Source organism: Vibrio profundi (assembly GCF_043642225.1).
Taxonomy (GTDB): domain Bacteria; phylum Pseudomonadota; class Gammaproteobacteria; order Enterobacterales; family Vibrionaceae; genus Vibrio; species Vibrio profundi_A.
Window position 1 is genome coordinate 446273 of record NZ_JBHZSF010000002.1, and the last position, 17618, is coordinate 463890.

16 protein-coding genes are annotated in these 17618 nt (G+C 41.9%); all 16 read right to left on the minus strand.

The window, feature by feature from the left end; genetic code table 11:
• Positions 1–48: 48 nt before the first annotated feature.
• The 16 genes from ACHUFI_RS05525 to ACHUFI_RS05600 all read right to left on the minus strand — a co-directional run bounded on the left by ACHUFI_RS05525 (position 49) and on the right by ACHUFI_RS05600 (position 17603).
• The gene (locus ACHUFI_RS05525) at positions 49–855 is read right to left on the minus strand and encodes an ABC transporter ATP-binding protein (protein ID WP_394247349.1); all 807 of its coding nucleotides are present in this window, start codon (positions 853–855) and stop codon (positions 49–51) included.
• 5 nt (positions 856–860) lie between these two features.
• The gene (locus ACHUFI_RS05530; RefSeq protein WP_394247350.1) at positions 861–1727 is read right to left on the minus strand and encodes an ABC transporter ATP-binding protein; all 867 of its coding nucleotides are present in this window, start codon (positions 1725–1727) and stop codon (positions 861–863) included.
• A gap of 17 nt (positions 1728–1744) precedes the next feature.
• A complete protein-coding gene (locus tag ACHUFI_RS05535) occupies positions 1745–3586 on the minus strand; it encodes an extracellular solute-binding protein (protein ID WP_394247351.1) in 1842 nt (613 codons plus the stop codon).
• A 24-nt stretch (positions 3587–3610) separates the two neighbouring features.
• Entirely contained in the window at positions 3611–4654 is a 1044-nt protein-coding gene (locus tag ACHUFI_RS05540) for an ABC transporter permease (RefSeq protein WP_394247352.1), read from the minus strand.
• Positions 4651–5673: an ABC transporter permease subunit gene (locus tag ACHUFI_RS05545; protein WP_394247353.1), complete on the minus strand. Its 1023-nt coding sequence runs from the start codon at positions 5671–5673 to the stop codon at positions 4651–4653. Before ACHUFI_RS05545 ends, ACHUFI_RS05540 begins: the two co-directional genes overlap by 4 nt.
• A gap of 452 nt (positions 5674–6125) precedes the next feature.
• Positions 6126–6830 (minus strand): orotidine-5'-phosphate decarboxylase, encoded by a 705-nt coding sequence (gene pyrF / locus ACHUFI_RS05550; protein ID WP_394247354.1) that lies wholly within the window; start codon positions 6828–6830, stop codon positions 6126–6128.
• Between the two features lie 97 nt (positions 6831–6927).
• Positions 6928–8097: a lipopolysaccharide assembly protein LapB gene (gene lapB / locus ACHUFI_RS05555; protein ID WP_394247355.1), complete on the minus strand. Its 1170-nt coding sequence runs from the start codon at positions 8095–8097 to the stop codon at positions 6928–6930.
• 24 nt (positions 8098–8121) lie between these two features.
• Positions 8122–8394: a LapA family protein gene (locus ACHUFI_RS05560; protein WP_394247356.1), complete on the minus strand. Its 273-nt coding sequence runs from the start codon at positions 8392–8394 to the stop codon at positions 8122–8124.
• A gap of 140 nt (positions 8395–8534) precedes the next feature.
• On the minus strand, positions 8535–8819 hold the full coding sequence (gene ihfB, locus ACHUFI_RS05565) for an integration host factor subunit beta (protein WP_137355848.1): 285 nt from the start codon (positions 8817–8819) through the stop codon (positions 8535–8537).
• Between the two features lie 99 nt (positions 8820–8918).
• The gene (gene rpsA, locus ACHUFI_RS05570) at positions 8919–10589 is read right to left on the minus strand and encodes a 30S ribosomal protein S1 (protein ID WP_137355847.1); all 1671 of its coding nucleotides are present in this window, start codon (positions 10587–10589) and stop codon (positions 8919–8921) included.
• A 106-nt stretch (positions 10590–10695) separates the two neighbouring features.
• A complete protein-coding gene (gene cmk / locus ACHUFI_RS05575) occupies positions 10696–11376 on the minus strand; it encodes a (d)CMP kinase (protein WP_394247357.1) in 681 nt (226 codons plus the stop codon).
• Positions 11377–11647: 271 nt separating this feature from the next.
• Positions 11648–12394, minus strand: a complete 747-nt coding sequence (kdsB, locus tag ACHUFI_RS05580; RefSeq protein WP_394247358.1) for a 3-deoxy-manno-octulosonate cytidylyltransferase — start codon at positions 12392–12394, stop codon at positions 11648–11650.
• Complete coding sequence (locus ACHUFI_RS05585; protein WP_394247359.1) at positions 12395–12574, minus strand: Trm112 family protein; 180 nt, start codon at positions 12572–12574, stop codon at positions 12395–12397.
• A complete protein-coding gene (gene lpxK, locus ACHUFI_RS05590) occupies positions 12555–13562 on the minus strand; it encodes a tetraacyldisaccharide 4'-kinase (RefSeq protein ID WP_394247360.1) in 1008 nt (335 codons plus the stop codon). Before lpxK ends, ACHUFI_RS05585 begins: the two co-directional genes overlap by 20 nt.
• A 14-nt stretch (positions 13563–13576) precedes the next feature.
• The gene (msbA, locus tag ACHUFI_RS05595) at positions 13577–15325 is read right to left on the minus strand and encodes a lipid A ABC transporter ATP-binding protein/permease MsbA (protein ID WP_394247361.1); all 1749 of its coding nucleotides are present in this window, start codon (positions 15323–15325) and stop codon (positions 13577–13579) included.
• 31 nt (positions 15326–15356) lie between these two features.
• Positions 15357–17603 (minus strand): DNA internalization-related competence protein ComEC/Rec2, encoded by a 2247-nt coding sequence (locus ACHUFI_RS05600; RefSeq protein WP_394247362.1) that lies wholly within the window; start codon positions 17601–17603, stop codon positions 15357–15359.
• Positions 17604–17618: the final 15 nt, after the last annotated feature.

The following is a 17618-nucleotide window of genomic DNA, read 5'->3' on the forward strand; positions in this document are numbered from 1 at the left end:
AAATGCTATTTTATATAGCGATATATATTATATTTATTATTATGTTTACTATCTTATTTTTCTTTGACTAGGGTGTGTAATTGGAATAGCCGATAGTAACTTTTTTGTGTAATCATTCTGAGGGTTATTGTAAACCTCCATTGCAGAACCGTATTCAACAATCTCGCCAAAATACATCACTGCGACGTTATCTGAAACTTGTTTAACTACCGATAGATCATGAGAAATAAATATAATCGCTAGGTTCATTTCTGTTTGAAGTTTCAATAACAAATTAATTATTTGAGCTTGAACAGATACATCTAAAGCAGATACCGATTCATCGCAAATAAGTAACTTAGGCTTTAGCGCAATCGCTCTTGCGATACCAATACGTTGTCTTTGACCACCAGAGAATTCATGAGGGTATCGATTCACCGAAGTCCTAGGTAAACCAACTTTATCAAGCAGTTCTAAGACCCATTCTTTGCGTTCTTTGGTAGAACCTACACCATGAATGATGAAAGGTTCTTCTAGTATCATTCCAATAGTATGACGCTGATTCAATGACTCCATTGGGTCTTGAAAAACAATCTGCATCTCTTTGCGCAGAGGGCGCATTTCCTTTGAATTCAAGCTAGTAATGTCTTTGCCTTCAAAGATAATCGAACCTTCCGTCGGCTCAAATAGTTTTAAAATGGTACGACCTAATGTGCTTTTTCCACAACCAGACTCCCCCACAAGCCCTAGAGTTTCACCTCTATTTAGCGAAAATGACACACCGTTCACGGCTTTGATTGCATACCCTTTAGAAAACAACCTTTTGCCCGAGATAAAATGTTGTTTCAGATTTTCAATTCTAAGTACTTCTTCCACAACTCTTACCCTCGAAACTCTGGAAATACGCTTTGATCAATATCAGGGATCTCGATAATTTGCTTAGGCTGCTTATCCAAGTTTGGCATGAGCCCTAATAAACGCTTCGTATATGGATGCTGTGGGTTATCAAATAAGTCGTATACATCAGCATACTCGACAACCTTTCCAGCATACATCACCGCTACATCATCACAAATTTCCGCCACAACACCTAAATCATGTGTGATGAATAACATCCCCATACCAGTCTCTTCTTGAAGCTCTCTCATGAGCTCAAGAATTGAGGATTGAACGGTTACATCCAATGCCGTTGTCGGCTCGTCGCAAATAAGTAAGTCCGGTTTACATGCTAACGCCATCGCGATCATGACTCTCTGCCTCATCCCCCCGGATAAGTTGTGAGGATATTCATCAATACGCTTGTCAGGTAAGGGGATTTTCACCTTTTCCAACATGGAGATCGCATAAGCTCGTCGTTTCTCTTTCGCAAGTTCAGGGCGATGCAATTCCAGTACTTCCATGATTTGCTTACCCACTGTGTGCACAGGATTCAAAGCGGTCATAGGATCTTGAAAGATAATAGAAATCGCATCACCACGCATGGAGTACATTTCTTCTGCAGGCAGAGTAACCAGATCTTTGTCTTTAAAAAGAATCTTACCGCCTACAACGTTACCGTAAGGTTTCGGCAGTAAGCCCATAATCGACATCGACGTAACGCTTTTACCACATCCGGACTCACCGACAAGGCCTAATGTCTTGCCTTTCTTTACATCGAAGCTCACGCCGTGAAGGACTTTTACAACCCCATCATCGGTTTTAAACTCTGCTTCTAGCCCTTTAACGCTTAGGATTACTTCATTTTTCATAGCGTTTACACCTTCCATTAAAGCTTGTACTGCTCGTCTGTAACGGTGACAGGCTCATAAGTAATACCGTCTTTCATCGCTTTCTGGGTATCTTTCTTTACAGAAGTATCAATCCAAAAGTTGCCCGTATCGAGTGGGTGGAAAATACTCAGTGTCTGTTTAGTCATAGGGTTATTCGGATATTGAACCCAACGCCAGTGAACAGCCCTTGTGTAAGGAACCATATAGCCAGGAACAATAATGTTGGCTTCAGCTACGTAATCTTGGATCTGATGCGAAAGCTCAATGCGTTTTTCTTGTTCAAACTCAGCATCATATGCCTCAATCAGTTTGTCTAATTCAGGGCTACTGTAGTTAGTGTGTGCATTGGTTTGAGGCTTGTTTGCATTATCTGAGTGTAAATACTCCCAGTAAGCTGGGATTTCACCTGAGCCCATGTTTAAGAAGGCTAGTTCATGCTTTTTCTCAAGAATGTATTTAAATGCTGAAGAGCCATCAACTAGGTTCAGTGTGAAGTCTAAACCGGCTAATTTAGCTTGCTCTTTCAAGTAAGCGATTCGAGGTGTCCAAGTCGTGAAACCGTACGTGATCGCAAAAGATAGACGCTCTCCTTTGCTATTAACACGGATCCCATCAGGACCAACTTTATCAAAACCAGCTTTAGCAAAGTACTCAGCCGCTAAATTAGGGTCAAATGCCGGTGCTTTGTTGTCTTTCTTGTCATAGTCACCATGACCAAAACCTAAACCATGTGGCTTACGAGTGTAGTCACCACGCATAATGTTTTTGATCATGCCATCATAGTCAGTCGCATGCATCACGCCTTTACGAAGATCTAAATTGTCCAACAAAGGCTGTGCTGTGTTCATCCATAGTCCACCCGCACCTTGCGGGGTTTGGTTAAAGCCCCAAAACTTATGAATATAGCCTTTTTCCGTTCCCTCAGAATCTGATTTCCCATGCCAATATTCAGGCAAGACTAGGTCAAAGAAGTCCAGTTTACCTTTTTCGAAATGCTTTAAGGCAATATCAAAATCACGGATAACAGTGATACGAACTTTCTCTACATTGTAACGGTTTTGGTAATAGCGATTTGAATAACCCCACCAGTCGTCACCAACGTGTTTAAAGGTAACGCTTTTACCTTTTTTCACTTTATCCAAGTAGTAAGGGCCTGCGGTAGGCTCACTTTTAAAGTTGTACTTGCGTACAAAATTGTCGTCCATCCCATCGTTATTTTCGTCTTTTCCGCCTTTAAAGAAGTGCTCTGGACGAGGTTGGAAACCATTACTTGGCATATTCAACAATACCATTAGAGCATCTTGACTTTGCTCAATCGCAGTTTCTACGGCAATCGTGTAGTCATCAATCTTCTTTACATCTGTGATAGAAGTGCTGAAAAAGTCGTTGTACCAAGGGTCAATAATATCCTTAGAGCGATAGTACTTAAGCATAAATACATAGTCATCAGCGGTAATTTTTTCACCGTCTGACCACTCCGCGTTAGAATCTAATTTGAAATAAACAGTGCGGTTATCTTCTGAAAACGCCCATTCTGTCGCTAATTGAGGTATCCATTTACCGGTATTTGGGTGTCTTTCTGCAAGCTTTGGCGCGCCATCCATAAAGTAGTGTCGTAAGCCTGAATTTGCATCTGGCCCAACACTACGTAGTGTCTGAGGAAAACTTGCCATAAAAGTACGTAAAGTACCGCCTCGCTTGGCCTCATCCGATGCAAATAGTGGTTCAGCGTTATTCGTGCGCCATTCTAAGTCACTAGGCAGTGTTGCTGCCTGAGATTGAAAACAAAAACTTGCGAGTGCAGCTGTGACTGCCAATGTTACTTTATTATTTTTCATTTTAACTTTCCTTGTAAGTTGGCATTAAACGTAACGAGTAAATTTTTTCGGATCGAAGGCTGAGCGAATCGCTTCACCGATAAACGTTACCATAACCAATACTGCTACTATTGCGGAAACCACTGATATCACTATCCAAGGCGCATCCAAATTCGACTTACCTTGTTGTAATAATTCACCCCAACTTGGCGTTGGAGGCATTAAACCTAAACCTAAATAATCCAATGCGGTCAAAGCTGTAATATTCGCTGCGATGGTAAAAGGCGCGAGTGTTACTATCATGACCATAGTATTTGGTAAAACATGGTGTAAAAGAATTCGCGTCGTTGACGCGCCTAACGCTTTTGCGGCCATTACATATTCGCGAGCAGACTCTTTATAGGTCATGGTTCTCATGTACCAAGTTATCTGCATCCAACCAAACAGGACGTTTATACCTATAAATAATAGGAAAGTTGGTTGAGTAACGGACACCAAAATCATAATCACATATAGGAATGGTACCATTGACCAGACTTCTATCAAACGTTGAGCAAATAAATCAAACTTGCCGCCAAAATAACCCATCGCACAGCCAACTACGGTGCCAATAGCAAATGAAACCGCCATCGTAATCAGTGCAAAGCCCATTGCAATTCGAAAGCCATAAACCAAGCGTGCCAGTATGTCTCGACCTATAACATCGGTTCCCAAATAATGCTGAGATTCTAAACTTGGGGCCAAAGGTGGAAAATCACCTGCAAAATCTTGCTCATATGGATTCCACGGAACGAGTGGCAGAATGACAAAGTTTCCTTTATCTTCTTGCTCGAACTGTACTTTTAATTTTCGATAGTCAGCTTCACTCGAGTAGTCTAGGCCGAATTCAGTTCCAATTCTTACATCACTGAATACCGGGAATGACCACTCACCCTCATACTTAACCATAAGCGCTTTATTGTTCACGAGTACTTCGGCTATGAACGATAGAAATAGCATCGTTGATAAAATGAGAAGAGACCAATAACCACGCTTAATTTCTTTAAAATGCTTGATCTTCTTTTGCGTTAGCGGAGTTAATTTAATCATGATCCGAACCTCACACGTGGATCTGCAATCGCCACACACATATCTGACAATATATTACCGACCATTAGCATGACTGCATTAATAGCCACAATCCCCATTACTACTGGGTAGTCTCTTTCTACGATAGATTCGTAGCCAAGTAAGCCAATTCCATCAATGTTAAATATTACTTCTATCAAAAATGAGCCCGTCATAAAGAAAAGAAGCGAGTTTCCAAAGTGGCTAGCAATTGGGATCAAACTATTTTGTAAAGCATGCTTTCTTACTGCTGTTTTGAAAGGTAAGCCTTTTGCAATCGCTGTACGGATATAGTCAGCAGAAATGTTCTCCATTAAGTTATTTTTCATCGTCATGGTTAACGTTGCAAAATCACCTATCAAATAACAGATCAATGGTAATACTGCGTGCCACATTATATCTTTTACTTGTTCAATGATTGTTTCGTAATCATCAAAATCATCGCCTACAAAACCGCCCATTGGGAACCAGTCCAAGTTGTAAGCAAAAACTGTAATCAGGAATACACCAACTACATAGCCGGGAAGAGCGTATCCTAGGAAGATTAAAATTGATGAAGCGGAATCAAATACAGACCCATGCTTTATTGCCTTAAAATAGCCAAGTGGAATGGATATGAAATAGCTGATAAAAAAGGTCATTCCGCCATAAAATAAAGAAACAGGAAGACGTTCAGCAATCATATCGCTTACGGGTTCGTAGTATCTGGTTGATTCACCAAAATCTAATACAACAATTTTAGATAGCCACTCAACGTATGACTCAAAAATAGGTTTATCGAGCCCATAGAATGCATTTAGATCGGCGATTTGATCATCCGATAATGCAGAGCTATTTCCTGCGACGCTGACTGATGCGCTATCATTACCTGAATGCATACTCGCCAACATTCTTTCGACAGGTCCGCCAGGAACAAATCTCGTAATTGCAAAAATTAATATTGTTATGCCCAAAAATGTTGGGACAACCAATAATAAACGTCTAATTATATATGCTAACAATTGGGATATACTCCATTCCTATCACCAAGTGACCTATTCCGATTTCATCAACCAGTCTTCACATAACTAACTAACTTTGTACTAGAAGATGAAACTTCTTTTATAAAACCAGTGTAGTATTTTTCACTTCTGTTACTAATACGTTAAAACATATCAACTACTAATAAAAATATAATTAACTTATAAATCCAAGTTAATCGACATATGTCGTATTTTTGACATGAAACATATTTGGAAACAAATTAGCTTAGTGTGCTTAGCGTCGCAGTTATTAACTTCGACTAAGAATACGGAGGTAGGCGGTTATAAATATAGTCATTTCCGACCATATCTTATATAAATTGATTATGAGAATGTAAAAAACAGCATTTATCACTAACAAAAAAGCCCCTAAACGTTTGCGTCATTTCATTGACTCCGTTTAAGGGCTAATAATTAGATAAATATATTAATTATGAAGAATGTAACAAGCTGTTATTAATTTCTGCCAAAACCGATGCCGGCTCATCTGCCTGAGTTATAGGTCGACCAATCACAAGATAGTCTGAACCAGACTCAATAGCGTTCTTTGGTGTCATTATTCGCTTTTGGTCACCGACAGCGGCACCAACAGGTCTGATGCCTGGTGTAACAAGCTTAAACTCCTGGCCTAGCTGACTTTTAAGCAAGGAAGCTTCTTGGGCAGAGCACACTACACCATCTAAACCAGAACTCTTCGTTAGCTGTGCAAGACGTTGTACCTGCTGCTGAGGAGCTAAGTCTAAGCCAATCCCAGCTAAATCGCTTTGTTCCATACTAGTCAGTACTGTCACGCCAATAAGTAGAGGGCGATCTTTGCCATAAGGCTCCAAGATCTCTCGTGACGCCGTCATCATACGTTCACCGCCACTGGCGTGGACATTCACCATCCACACACCTAGCTCTGCGGCAGCGCGCACCGCTTTAGAACAAGTGTTTGGGATATCATGAAATTTCAGATCAAGAAACACGGAAAAACCACGCTTATGTAGTTCACGAACAAACTCTGGACCAAACAGCGTAAACATCTCTTTGCCTACTTTTAAGCGACATGAATTTGGGTCAATTCTATCTACAAAAGCAAAAGCGTCCGCTTGATTGTCGTAATCCAGTGCAACAATAACTTTTTGATCGATCATTTCATCTCCTAACGTAGTTTATTTATTACAAATAACACTCATAAAAATGCAGCCCGAAAGCTGCAATTAATAATTTGGTCTATCAGTGACCATAAATTTATTCTCCATCAAGCCCACGGATAGGCTTGATCGTCCCCCACCCCTTACATGATGGGCAATGCCAATACATGGAGTGAGTAGAAAAACCGCACTTGCGACAACGATAATGAGGTTTAGTTTTAAGCTGTTCTCCTACCATTGACTGCAACGTCGTCAAACTCTCTTTGGCCCGACCATCTTCTGCTTCAGCCAAGTGATAATCCATTAAACGATAAAAACCTTTCATCGTCGGGTTTTTAATAAGCTGTCGAGTTAATAGCTCTTGTGCCGAGCCAACATCTTCGTGATGAGCAACTAATTGAGCTAGCATCAACTCTGCTGAAACGCCGGCCTTTTTGCTTATGCAAGCTCGAAGAAAGGACACCAAATCCTCTTCTTGACCTAAATGATGGTAGCAGTCAGCCAATGTAGGTAATACTTCACTTACGAAGTCAGTATCTTGTTCCAGTACCATTTCCATATACTGGATGGTCTTCTTGTACTCTTCATCATCAAGGTAAAGCTTTCCTAGTGAGATACTCGCTCTCACGCACTTAGGATCTTCTGAAAGCGCTTTTTTAAAATGCTGAATAGCTTTATTAACATTGCCATCAGCTTGTTCCTGCATCGCAAGTTCACACCAAAAATGTGCGACTGTTGATTTCATCCGCTTTTTGCCTAGCTTAACGAGACCATTTGCGTAATGTATCGCTTTATTCCACTCTCTTGTTTGCTGATAGATAGATACAAGCTGCTGGAGGGCACCTTCTTTATGATCAGGCTCTTCGACGAGTTGTTCGAAGATTTTTTCAGCACGATCCAAAAAGCCCGAAACCATATAGTCTTTCGCTAATTGTTGCAGTGCCAAGTTTTTCTGGTCGAGAGTTAACCCAGAACGAGAGATTAGATTCTGGTGAATTCGAATAGCGCGATCAACTTCACCGCGAGAACGAAACAGATTACCAAGAGCGAGATGGGTATCGATTGTTTCGTTGTCGACTTGAAGAAGTTCGATAAAGTGATCAACCGCTTTATCTGATTGATCAGATAAAAGAAGGTTAAGACCCGTTACGTATTGACGGGAAATTTGGTGGGATTGTTTTTGCTTCTCTTGTTGAGCATTGCGATTCCCCATATACCACCCGTAGGCAGCGGCAATCGGTAACAACAAGAAGAGTAACTCAAGCATTAAATCTTAGCCTTTAAGCGACTATCAAGCCTTACTTTCTACAGCAGGTTGTTTGTCTTGCTTATTAAGTTTTTTCTTTAAACGGCGGACCTGCATTTGAGACTTAAAATGCATGCTTCCGAATACTAACCAAGCTATGGAAAAGCCTGATACAAACACTACGCCTAGTAAAGTTGATAGATGAAAATCACCTTGTGCGAGCAAGTAATTAAACGTTACTACAGCTTGGTTTTGAGAACCTAATGCCAATGCAATTAAGAAAAGTGCAATAACAGCGACTATTTTTATAATTTTCATAGTTCATCACTCATAAGTTTGTTTGCAGATACGATTATGCAGGAAAATCGTCGATCAAACCACGAATATTACCAATATTATGAACATAAAAAAGCGGCATACATTATAGTATGCCGCTTTTTCCAAAATCTATTTTTGCTTTACATGCCAGCGTTTACGCGCTCGCGTAATTCTTTACCTGGCTTAAAGTGAGGCACAAATTTACCATCCAACTCAACTTTATCACCAGTTTTAGGGTTACGCCCAACGCGAGGCTCACGATAGTGTAGTGAGAAACTACCAAAGCCACGAATTTCAATTCGATCGCCGCCCTCAAGAGTTGAAGCCATATGCTCCAAAATATCTTTTACAGCATCTTCGATTTCTTTCGCAGAAAGGTGTGTTTGCTCAGCACATAGTCTTTCAATCAATTCAGACTTAGTCATAGTTTCCCTCATTAGTTTTCTTTTTAGAAATTATAGACCTATCGGTAAAATAAGCAAAAAAAAGGAGCCTTACGGCTCCTTTCTTAGCGAAAAATTAAATTATTCGCCTTTTGCAGCTTTGAATGCATCAGCCATAGCGTTACCGAACGCGCCTTCTTCAGACTTGTTCAGTGAAGCCATTGCTTCTTGCTCTTCAGCTTCATCTTTAGCTTTGATAGATAGGTTGATTACGCGGTTCTTACGGTCAACGCCAGTGAACTTCGCTTCAACGCTGTCGCCAACGCTTAGGATTAGAGACGCATCTTCGATACGGTCACGAGATACTTCAGAAGCACGGATGTAACCTTCAACGCTGTCTACTAGTTCGATAGTAGCACCTTTAGCGTCAACAGCAGTTACAGTACCGTTTACTAGAGTACCTTTCTTGTTCTCAGCAACGTATGCGTTGAACGGGTCGTTTTCCATTTGCTTAACGCCAAGAGAAATACGCTCACGCTCTGCATCTACTGCAAGAACAACAGCTGAGATTTCGTCACCTTTCTTGTATTCGCGTACTGCTTCTTCACCAGCTGCATTCCAAGAAATGTCAGATAGGTGAACAAGACCGTCGATGCCGCCTTCAAGACCGATGAAGATACCGAAGTCAGTGATAGACTTGATCTTACCAGTAACTTTGTCGCCCTTAGCTTGCATTTCTGCAAATGACTGCCATGGGTTCGCTTTACACTGCTTAAGACCTAGAGAGATACGACGACGTTCTTCGTCGATATCAAGAACCATAACCTCAACTTCGTCGCCAACATTAACAACTTTAGAAGGGTGGATGTTCTTGTTAGTCCAATCCATTTCAGAAACGTGTACTAGACCTTCAACGCCTTCTTCGATTTCAACGAAGCAGCCGTAGTCAGTTAGGTTAGTAACACGACCAGAAAGTTTGTGACCTTCTGGGTAACGCTTAGCGATTGCTACCCATGGATCTTCGCCTAGCTGCTTAAGACCTAGTGATACACGAGTGCGCTCACGATCGAACTTAAGAACTTTAACTAGGATTTCGTCACCAACGTTAACGATCTCTGATGGGTGCTTAACACGCTTCCAAGCCATATCTGTGATATGTAGAAGACCGTCAACACCGCCAAGGTCAACGAATGCACCGTAGTCAGTAAGGTTCTTAACGATACCTTTAACTTCAGTACCTTCTTGTAGAGTCTCAAGAAGTTCGTCACGCTCAACACTGTTTTCAGATTCGATAACAGCACGACGAGAAACAACAACGTTGTTACGCTTCTGGTCTAGCTTGATTACTTTGAACTCTAGCTCTTTGTTTTCTAGGTGAGCAGTGTCACGGATAGGACGTACGTCTACTAGAGAACCTGGAAGGAAAGCACGGATACCGTTTAGTTCAACAGTGAAACCGCCTTTAACTTTACCGTTGATGATACCAACAACAGTTTCAGCTTCTTCGCAAGCTTTCTCAAGAACGATCCAAGCTTCGTGACGCTTAGCTTTCTCACGAGAAAGTTGAGTTTCACCGAAACCATCTTCAACAGCGTCTAGAGCTACGTCTACTTCAGCACCAACTTCAACTTCAAGTTCGCCAGCAGCGTTCTTGAACTGTTCAGCAGGGATAGCAGATTCAGACTTAAGACCAGCGTCAACAAGAACGAAACCGTTCTCGATAGCTACTACAGTACCTTTAACAATGCTGCCTTGTTGGAATTCTGTTTCGTTTAGAAACTCTTCAAAGAGTTGAGCAAAAGATTCAGTCATTATTTAATCTTCAATAATTAAACGTCCATGGGTATCCTACCGCATGGGGTTGATAAATTCGCCAGTCATCATCCTTGCGACCAACGGTCTTGCTAGCCCAGTAACATTACTCAGCTAGTTTCGATTCAATATATTGTAGTGCTTTTTCTACGACTTGTTCGATATTCATCGAGGTCGAATCAAGCACTAGCGCATCCTCAGCTGGGCGCAACGGCGCAACTGGGCGATTACGATCTCGGTCGTCTCGCTCTTGGATCTCGCTCAAAAGGTCGTCAAATCTAACATCTAACCCCTTCTGTTGCAACTGTTTAAGGCGTCTATTCGCACGCTCTTCTGCACTAGCATCTAAGAAGATTTTTGCTTGTGCTGTAGGAAAAACCACGGTTCCCATATCGCGTCCATCTGCGACTAAACCTGGCTCGGAGCTGAATGCTCTTTGACGACGCAATAATGCTTCACGAACCCTTGGTAATGCCGCCACTTTAGATGCCGCCATACCGGTTTCTTCTTTGCGAAGTTCACCAGAGACATCCTCACCTTCTAAAATCACTTTGACTAACTCGCCTTCCGCGATAAATTGCACATCTAAGTGAGTTGCAAGAGGCACCAAAGCTTCTTCAGATTCTGTATCCACACCGTGGTGAATAGCCGCTAAAGCTAATACGCGATAAATAGCCCCTGAATCTAGTAAATGAAAGCTTAATTTTTCAGCTAGCAACATACAAAGGGTGCCTTTACCTGCACCGCTTGGTCCATCCACCGTGATTACCGGGTTTAATGAGGACATGTTTTACTCCACGTTAAGTTGTAGATTTATCGTTTTTCGTAACAGCCAAAGCCATACTTTTATAGGCGGCATATTATAGAGACAAATGATAAATGGAGCGAGTAAAATCTAAGAATAGCTTCAATCAAAACACTCTCTACCATAACGAAATTTCAGACAGTAAAAGAAATCATCATCTAGGAATGCTGTGCTTTGGCCTTATTGTGGATACTTAACTGAAATGGAATTAGTCGATAATAAAAAAGCCTCAATCAGTGAGGCTTTTAGTCAGTTAGTTCACTAGTAAGCGAACCGCATCGAGATCTTCCGGAGTATCGACCCCGGGAGGTGGAGATTCAAGTGCAACATCGACATGAATTTTCTCCCCGTACCACAACACTCGCAATTGCTCTAAACACTCGATTTTTTCGAGCGTACTAGGCTGCCAATTAATGTAAGTGTTAATAAAACCTGCTCGATAAGCATAAATACCGATATGCCTTAACAATGGAGTCTGAATTGTTTTAGCTTCACCCGCAAAGTTATCTCGATCCCAAGGGATAGTCGCACGGCTAAAATACAATGCATAACCTTCGTTGTCTGTCACGACTTTAACGGCATTGGGGTTAAAAACTTCTTCTTCTGAGTCAATTTCTACACCAAGCGTCGCCATCGGGGCTATTGATGTCGCCAAGTTATCCGCAACCTGTTTAATTATACTCGGTGGAATAAGTGGCTCATCGCCCTGAACGTTTACAATAATATGATCGCTAGGGATCTTCATCTTGCTTACAACTTCAGCTAAACGTTCAGTTCCTGATTCATGATCCGGCGAAGTCATACAGACTTGAGCTCCAAACGATGACGCTACATTTTCGACACGTTGGTCTTCCGTGGCAATAATCACTTGTTCCGCACCCGCTTTCAATGCTTGCTCGTACACCCATTGGATCATAGGTTTTCCGCCGATATCAGCAAGAGGTTTACCGGGCAGGCGAGTAGATTGGTACCGTGCTGGAATTACAACCGTAAAAGACATTTATCGACCCTCGTCCACTGACATCTCACGAGCTTCAGGTTCAAGAAGTACAGGGATCCCCTCTTTAATTGGATAGGCTAGACGATCAAGCTTACAAATCAGCTCCTGTTTGTCTTTATCAAAAGTCAGTTTACCTTTGCATACAGGACAAGCCACAATTTCAAGTAGACGATGATCCATAGTATTCCATAACCTCATTAATTTTATTCAATATACGCAGCTCTTCATGCGGCGCTATATACGCTGAGACTGGTAAATACCACCAGTTGTCATGTGCAAAATCTGCACATTTCACAGCATCTTTTTCTGTCATTATGACGTGAGAACCTTGACGTGCAAGCTCTTCTAATTCTTTCTTCTCAAAATCTTGGTGATCAGCAAAGCCTTGTGTTTTGACGAGTTGAGCACCTAACGTTTCAAGTGTATGAAAAAACCTCGGAGGATGCCCAATCCCAGCGAATGCCACTAGATTCTCAAGCTCTTTCACAGGCCGGGTTTGTCCGGTGAGTAAGTTCACCGCTAATTTGGGCTCTAGAGACATTGACACCTCTCCAGAGCAGGCGTTTCCACCATTAGTGATAATAAAATCGACCTCTTGAAGCCTAGATATAGGCTCCCGCATTGGGCCTAATGGAATTGACCGCTGGCTACCAAAACGCCTTTTTCCATCAACGACAACAAATTCTATATCACGCTGCAAAGCATAGTGCTGCAATCCATCATCAGTAATGACTACATCAACACCTTCTTCGAGTAATCGCTTAACGGCGTTTGCTCTTACAGGATCAACAGCAACAGGAACGCCTGTTCGTTTGAATATTAATTTTGGCTCATCGCCACAATGAGCGGTTGAAGTATTGTACTCCACTTTCAGAGGATAATGCGGTGCCTTGGCCCCGTACCCTCTGGAAACCACCCCAGGCTTATACCCCTGTTTCAGAAGGTTCTCAACCAACCAAATAACAACCGGAGTCTTACCATTGCCTCCTGCGGTGATATTGCCGACAACGATAAGGGGAATTGGCGCTTTGTAACTTTGCTTACTGCCGGATTCAAATGCTTTACGTCTCGAGTTACTTATACGTCGAAACAGTATGCTCAGTGGCCAAAGTATTGGCCACAACACGTACTTTAAAGGATGATTTTCAAACCAAATTTTTTCAATCACAAATTCAAAAGCCTTTAATCACCAAACTGGATACGGTGGAGTTGGGCGTAAGCACCGTCTTGTGTAATCAAGTCAGCATGCGGACCTCGCTCAATAATACGACCTTCGTCAACAACTAGGATCTCATCCGCCTCTTCGATCGTCGACAATCGATGCGCAATCACCAATACCGTCTTGTCTTTCTGTAGTTCATCTAGTGCAGACTGAATAGCTCTTTCAGATTCTGTATCTAATGCCGATGTCGCCTCATCTAAAATCAACACAGGGGCATCACGCAGTAGCGCACGAGCAATAGCAATACGTTGACGTTGACCACCCGATAAGCTCGCACCATTTTCACCAACAACGGTATCTAACCCAAGCTCCATGCCATCGATGAATTCAGTCGCATGTGCAAGTTGAGCTGCGCGCTCAATTTGCTCTCGAGAGTAATTATCTTCTGCTGCATAAGCGATGTTATTGGCCAACGAGTCATTAAAAAGATGCACATTTTGAGACACTAGCGCAAAGTGTCCACGTAAATTTCTTAGCTCATAGTCACGAATATCGTACCCATCTAATTCAATTGTTCCTGAGTCCACATCGTAAAAGCGCGTAAATAGGTTAGCGATAGTACTCTTACCAGAGCCCGAACGCCCGACAAGTGCAACCGTCTTCCCTTTCGGAATTGTAAAGCTGACATTTTCTAACGCTGGCTTTTCGCTTCCTTCATAAGTAAAGGTTACATTCTTAATATCAAGGTTGCCTTGAACACGTTCTACTTTGATTGTTCCTTTATCTTCTTCAACGTCTAAGTCCATCAACCCAAACAAAGTTTGACTCGCTGCCATACCACGCTGAAAATCTGAAGTGACATTAGTCAACGCTTTTAATGGACGCATCAAGCCAAACATGGCCGAAAATACCACCGTAAACGTACCTGGAGTCAATTCGGTTCGGATTGAGTCGACACTTGCTAACACTAGGATGGTAACAATAGCGATTGAACCAATCATTTGAATGATCGGGTTAGCGGCGGCCTGTGCCGTTACCAGTTTCATAGTTTGCTGACGCATTTGGTTGCTGACGTTATCAAAGCGTTTTTTCTCTACGTCCTGACCACCATAACTCAAGACCACTTTGTGTCCTTTTAGCATTTGCTCTGCAGACGCTGATACTTTGCCCATTGCTGTTTGCATATTCTTAGAGATTTTTCTGAATCGTTTGGAAACGATGCTGATTCCCCACGCCACTAGCGGTGCAACGGCAAATAAGACAAGAGATAATTGCCAACTATTCCAAAACATTAAGACAAGCAAACCAATAATACTTGCGCCTTCACGCACAATGCTAACAAGCGCTTTACTGGTCGCAGCAGAAACTTGTTCAGAGTCGTAAGTAATTCGAGACAACAGAGCTCCGGTCTGTTCTTTATCGAAGAACGACACCGGCATATGCATGAAATGACTAAAAATCTTTCGACGAACTTCCATCACTACATTGCCAGATACCCAACTCAAACAATAAGTGGACACAAACCCGCTCACTCCTCGCACAAACATCATGGCAAAGATAATAATCGGCAGGGTACGTAAGAAATCAGATTCTGCATTACCAAAGCCTTCATCTAACAGAGGCTTTAATAAAGAGATCATATAAGTATCAGAGATAGCGTTGACGATCAGAGCGACTACAGCCACCGCCAAGCCTGACTTATACAGTCGGATATAAGTCCAGAGTCTTTTGAAAGTAACCCAGGTCGTTTCATCAGTTTGTGTTGACATAGAAGTGCTTTATTTTCTTACAATAATCTATCTATTCTACTCGGTTACGTAGCATCTGCCTATACCACGGAGCCCCTGTATCGTCTCTCAAGGTAGCAAAACTCCAACCAGCCCCTGTCACCTTGATTGTAATTTGACCAGAATCGCCCGTATCTAGCCACTCAGTACCATTAACGGCATATCGAGATAACACTTCACGATGAGGCATCCCCCATTTATTCCCCTTGTCTAATGAAGCTATCGCGATACTCGGCTCTACCGCACTGATAAATCGTTGGGTTGATGAGGTTTTACTTCCATGATGGGGCACAATCATAACATCACTCGCCAGTGCATTTGGCTGACGTATAAGTAACCACTCACTTAGCGCATCAATATCTCCAGTTAATAGCAGCGAGAATTGGTTAGATTTGTCCCGAGCTCTGATCACACATGATTGTGGATTATAGGGTCTATTTGATAGTTTAGGTGGCCATAACGCTTCAAACTCTATTGATTGCCAATTCCAGCTTACGCCCGCAATACATGGTAGTTGTCCTGAATCTAATTTGCTGCTTTTGATCCAAGTAGGATTTAAATTAACAAAGGCATCTGCGAACCCACCAGCATGGTCCAAATCAAAATGACTGATAATAAGCCCATCAAGTTTGTTAACCCCCTTGTGAAGCATTACGGGTTTGATAATAGTCTCGACAACTGAACCGCCTTCCCAAGCCCCTCCCGTATCATACAAAATACTTTTTCCACCCTTCGTCAGAAGAACCGCTAACCCATGTCCAACATCCAATACATCAATTTCTAGGTTTGGGTTCGTCGGCTTTGCCAAAAACCAAATAGAAACAAATCCGAACATTGCTATGCTAAATCGACTTTGAACAAAGTTTGTTAATAGTATGAAGAGTACTATCAAAGACAGTAGTGCTATACCGTCTTGGTTCATCTCTACCCAAAAGTACTCTGATAGCTCAGAGCTCCATAAAACAAATGCAAGGGCTTTATCGACAATCCACCACGACGATTCGCTAATAGCCGGTAACAGAATCGTTGAGAATATCGAGAAGAACAACAGCGGGATAACAATAAAAGTAAACAAAGGAAGGAACAGAAGATTAAAAACGATGGAAACAGCGCTAACCCCAGAAAAAAAATATGCTGTCACAGGCATCAGTAATGCATTGATTAGAGCCTGTATTTTGACGGCATACAACACTTTCTGCTTCCATGAACTTGAAGTTAACTCTAGCCTAGAGACACAATAAAGCACCGCGATTACCGCACCAAACGACATCCAAAAACTCATACTCATCGGTGAGAAAGGATCAACACTAAGCACACAAGCAAGACCTATAACAAAGAATCTAGGTTTGGATATATGAACAGATTTAACGACCATCATTGTCGCAATGAAACACATTAATAGTGCGCGCTTTGTCGGTAATGAAAACCCTGCTAACCACGCATAAAACATCGCACTGCATAAGGCCATAATAATGGGAGCCCAAATCAAACGAGGTTCAACTAACTTCCCTAACCCTCCCAGCCAATAACCGATTCCATAAGCCATTCCAATATGCAGCCCAGATATAGCAATAAGATGAATTAGACCACTCGCTTTCAGACCGTCCCAAGTGTCAGCATGAATATCACTACGATAACCAAAAGCTAATGCGCGAATAAGCCCTGCATGCTCTAAATCAACAATGGCTTTATTAACCGACTCAAATAAATAGTTACGCCAGTTGAACGCTGAATGTATCGAATAAGACGAACTCTTAACATAAATAGCTTCAGCGATTATGCCTTGGCTAAACAGGTACCTTTCTTTATCAAGACCAGCCGTATTTAACTTCCCATAGATTGGCTTAAACACGACATCCAAAGTAATGTTATCTCCCAGTTTCAGTGGAAACGGGGTAAATAAACGGACTTTACCTCGTCGAAAGCTGGTGTTTTTTTGTTCTTCTATTGATCTAACTATAATTACGCTTTCAAAGCCGTGTCTATTTTGCTTAAAAAGGCTAACAACCGAAGCATTTATGGTAGTATTCTTGCCTGATTCGAATAGGTAATCTGATTGGTTCTTCAGCAGGTTTCCTTGCCATATTATCAAGGACACCCCAAAAAGAGCTCCTACGGTAAAGCGTAAAGCCCTATACTTAATCGAGGTCATTGCCACCACGAACAAGAGCATTAACCACTCGGTCCTTGGTAACCACGGCCAATATTCAGCCGTGATAATGGTTACAACAAAAGATAATAGAAACCAGTAGCTAAACAAGAGAGTCCTTTCCTA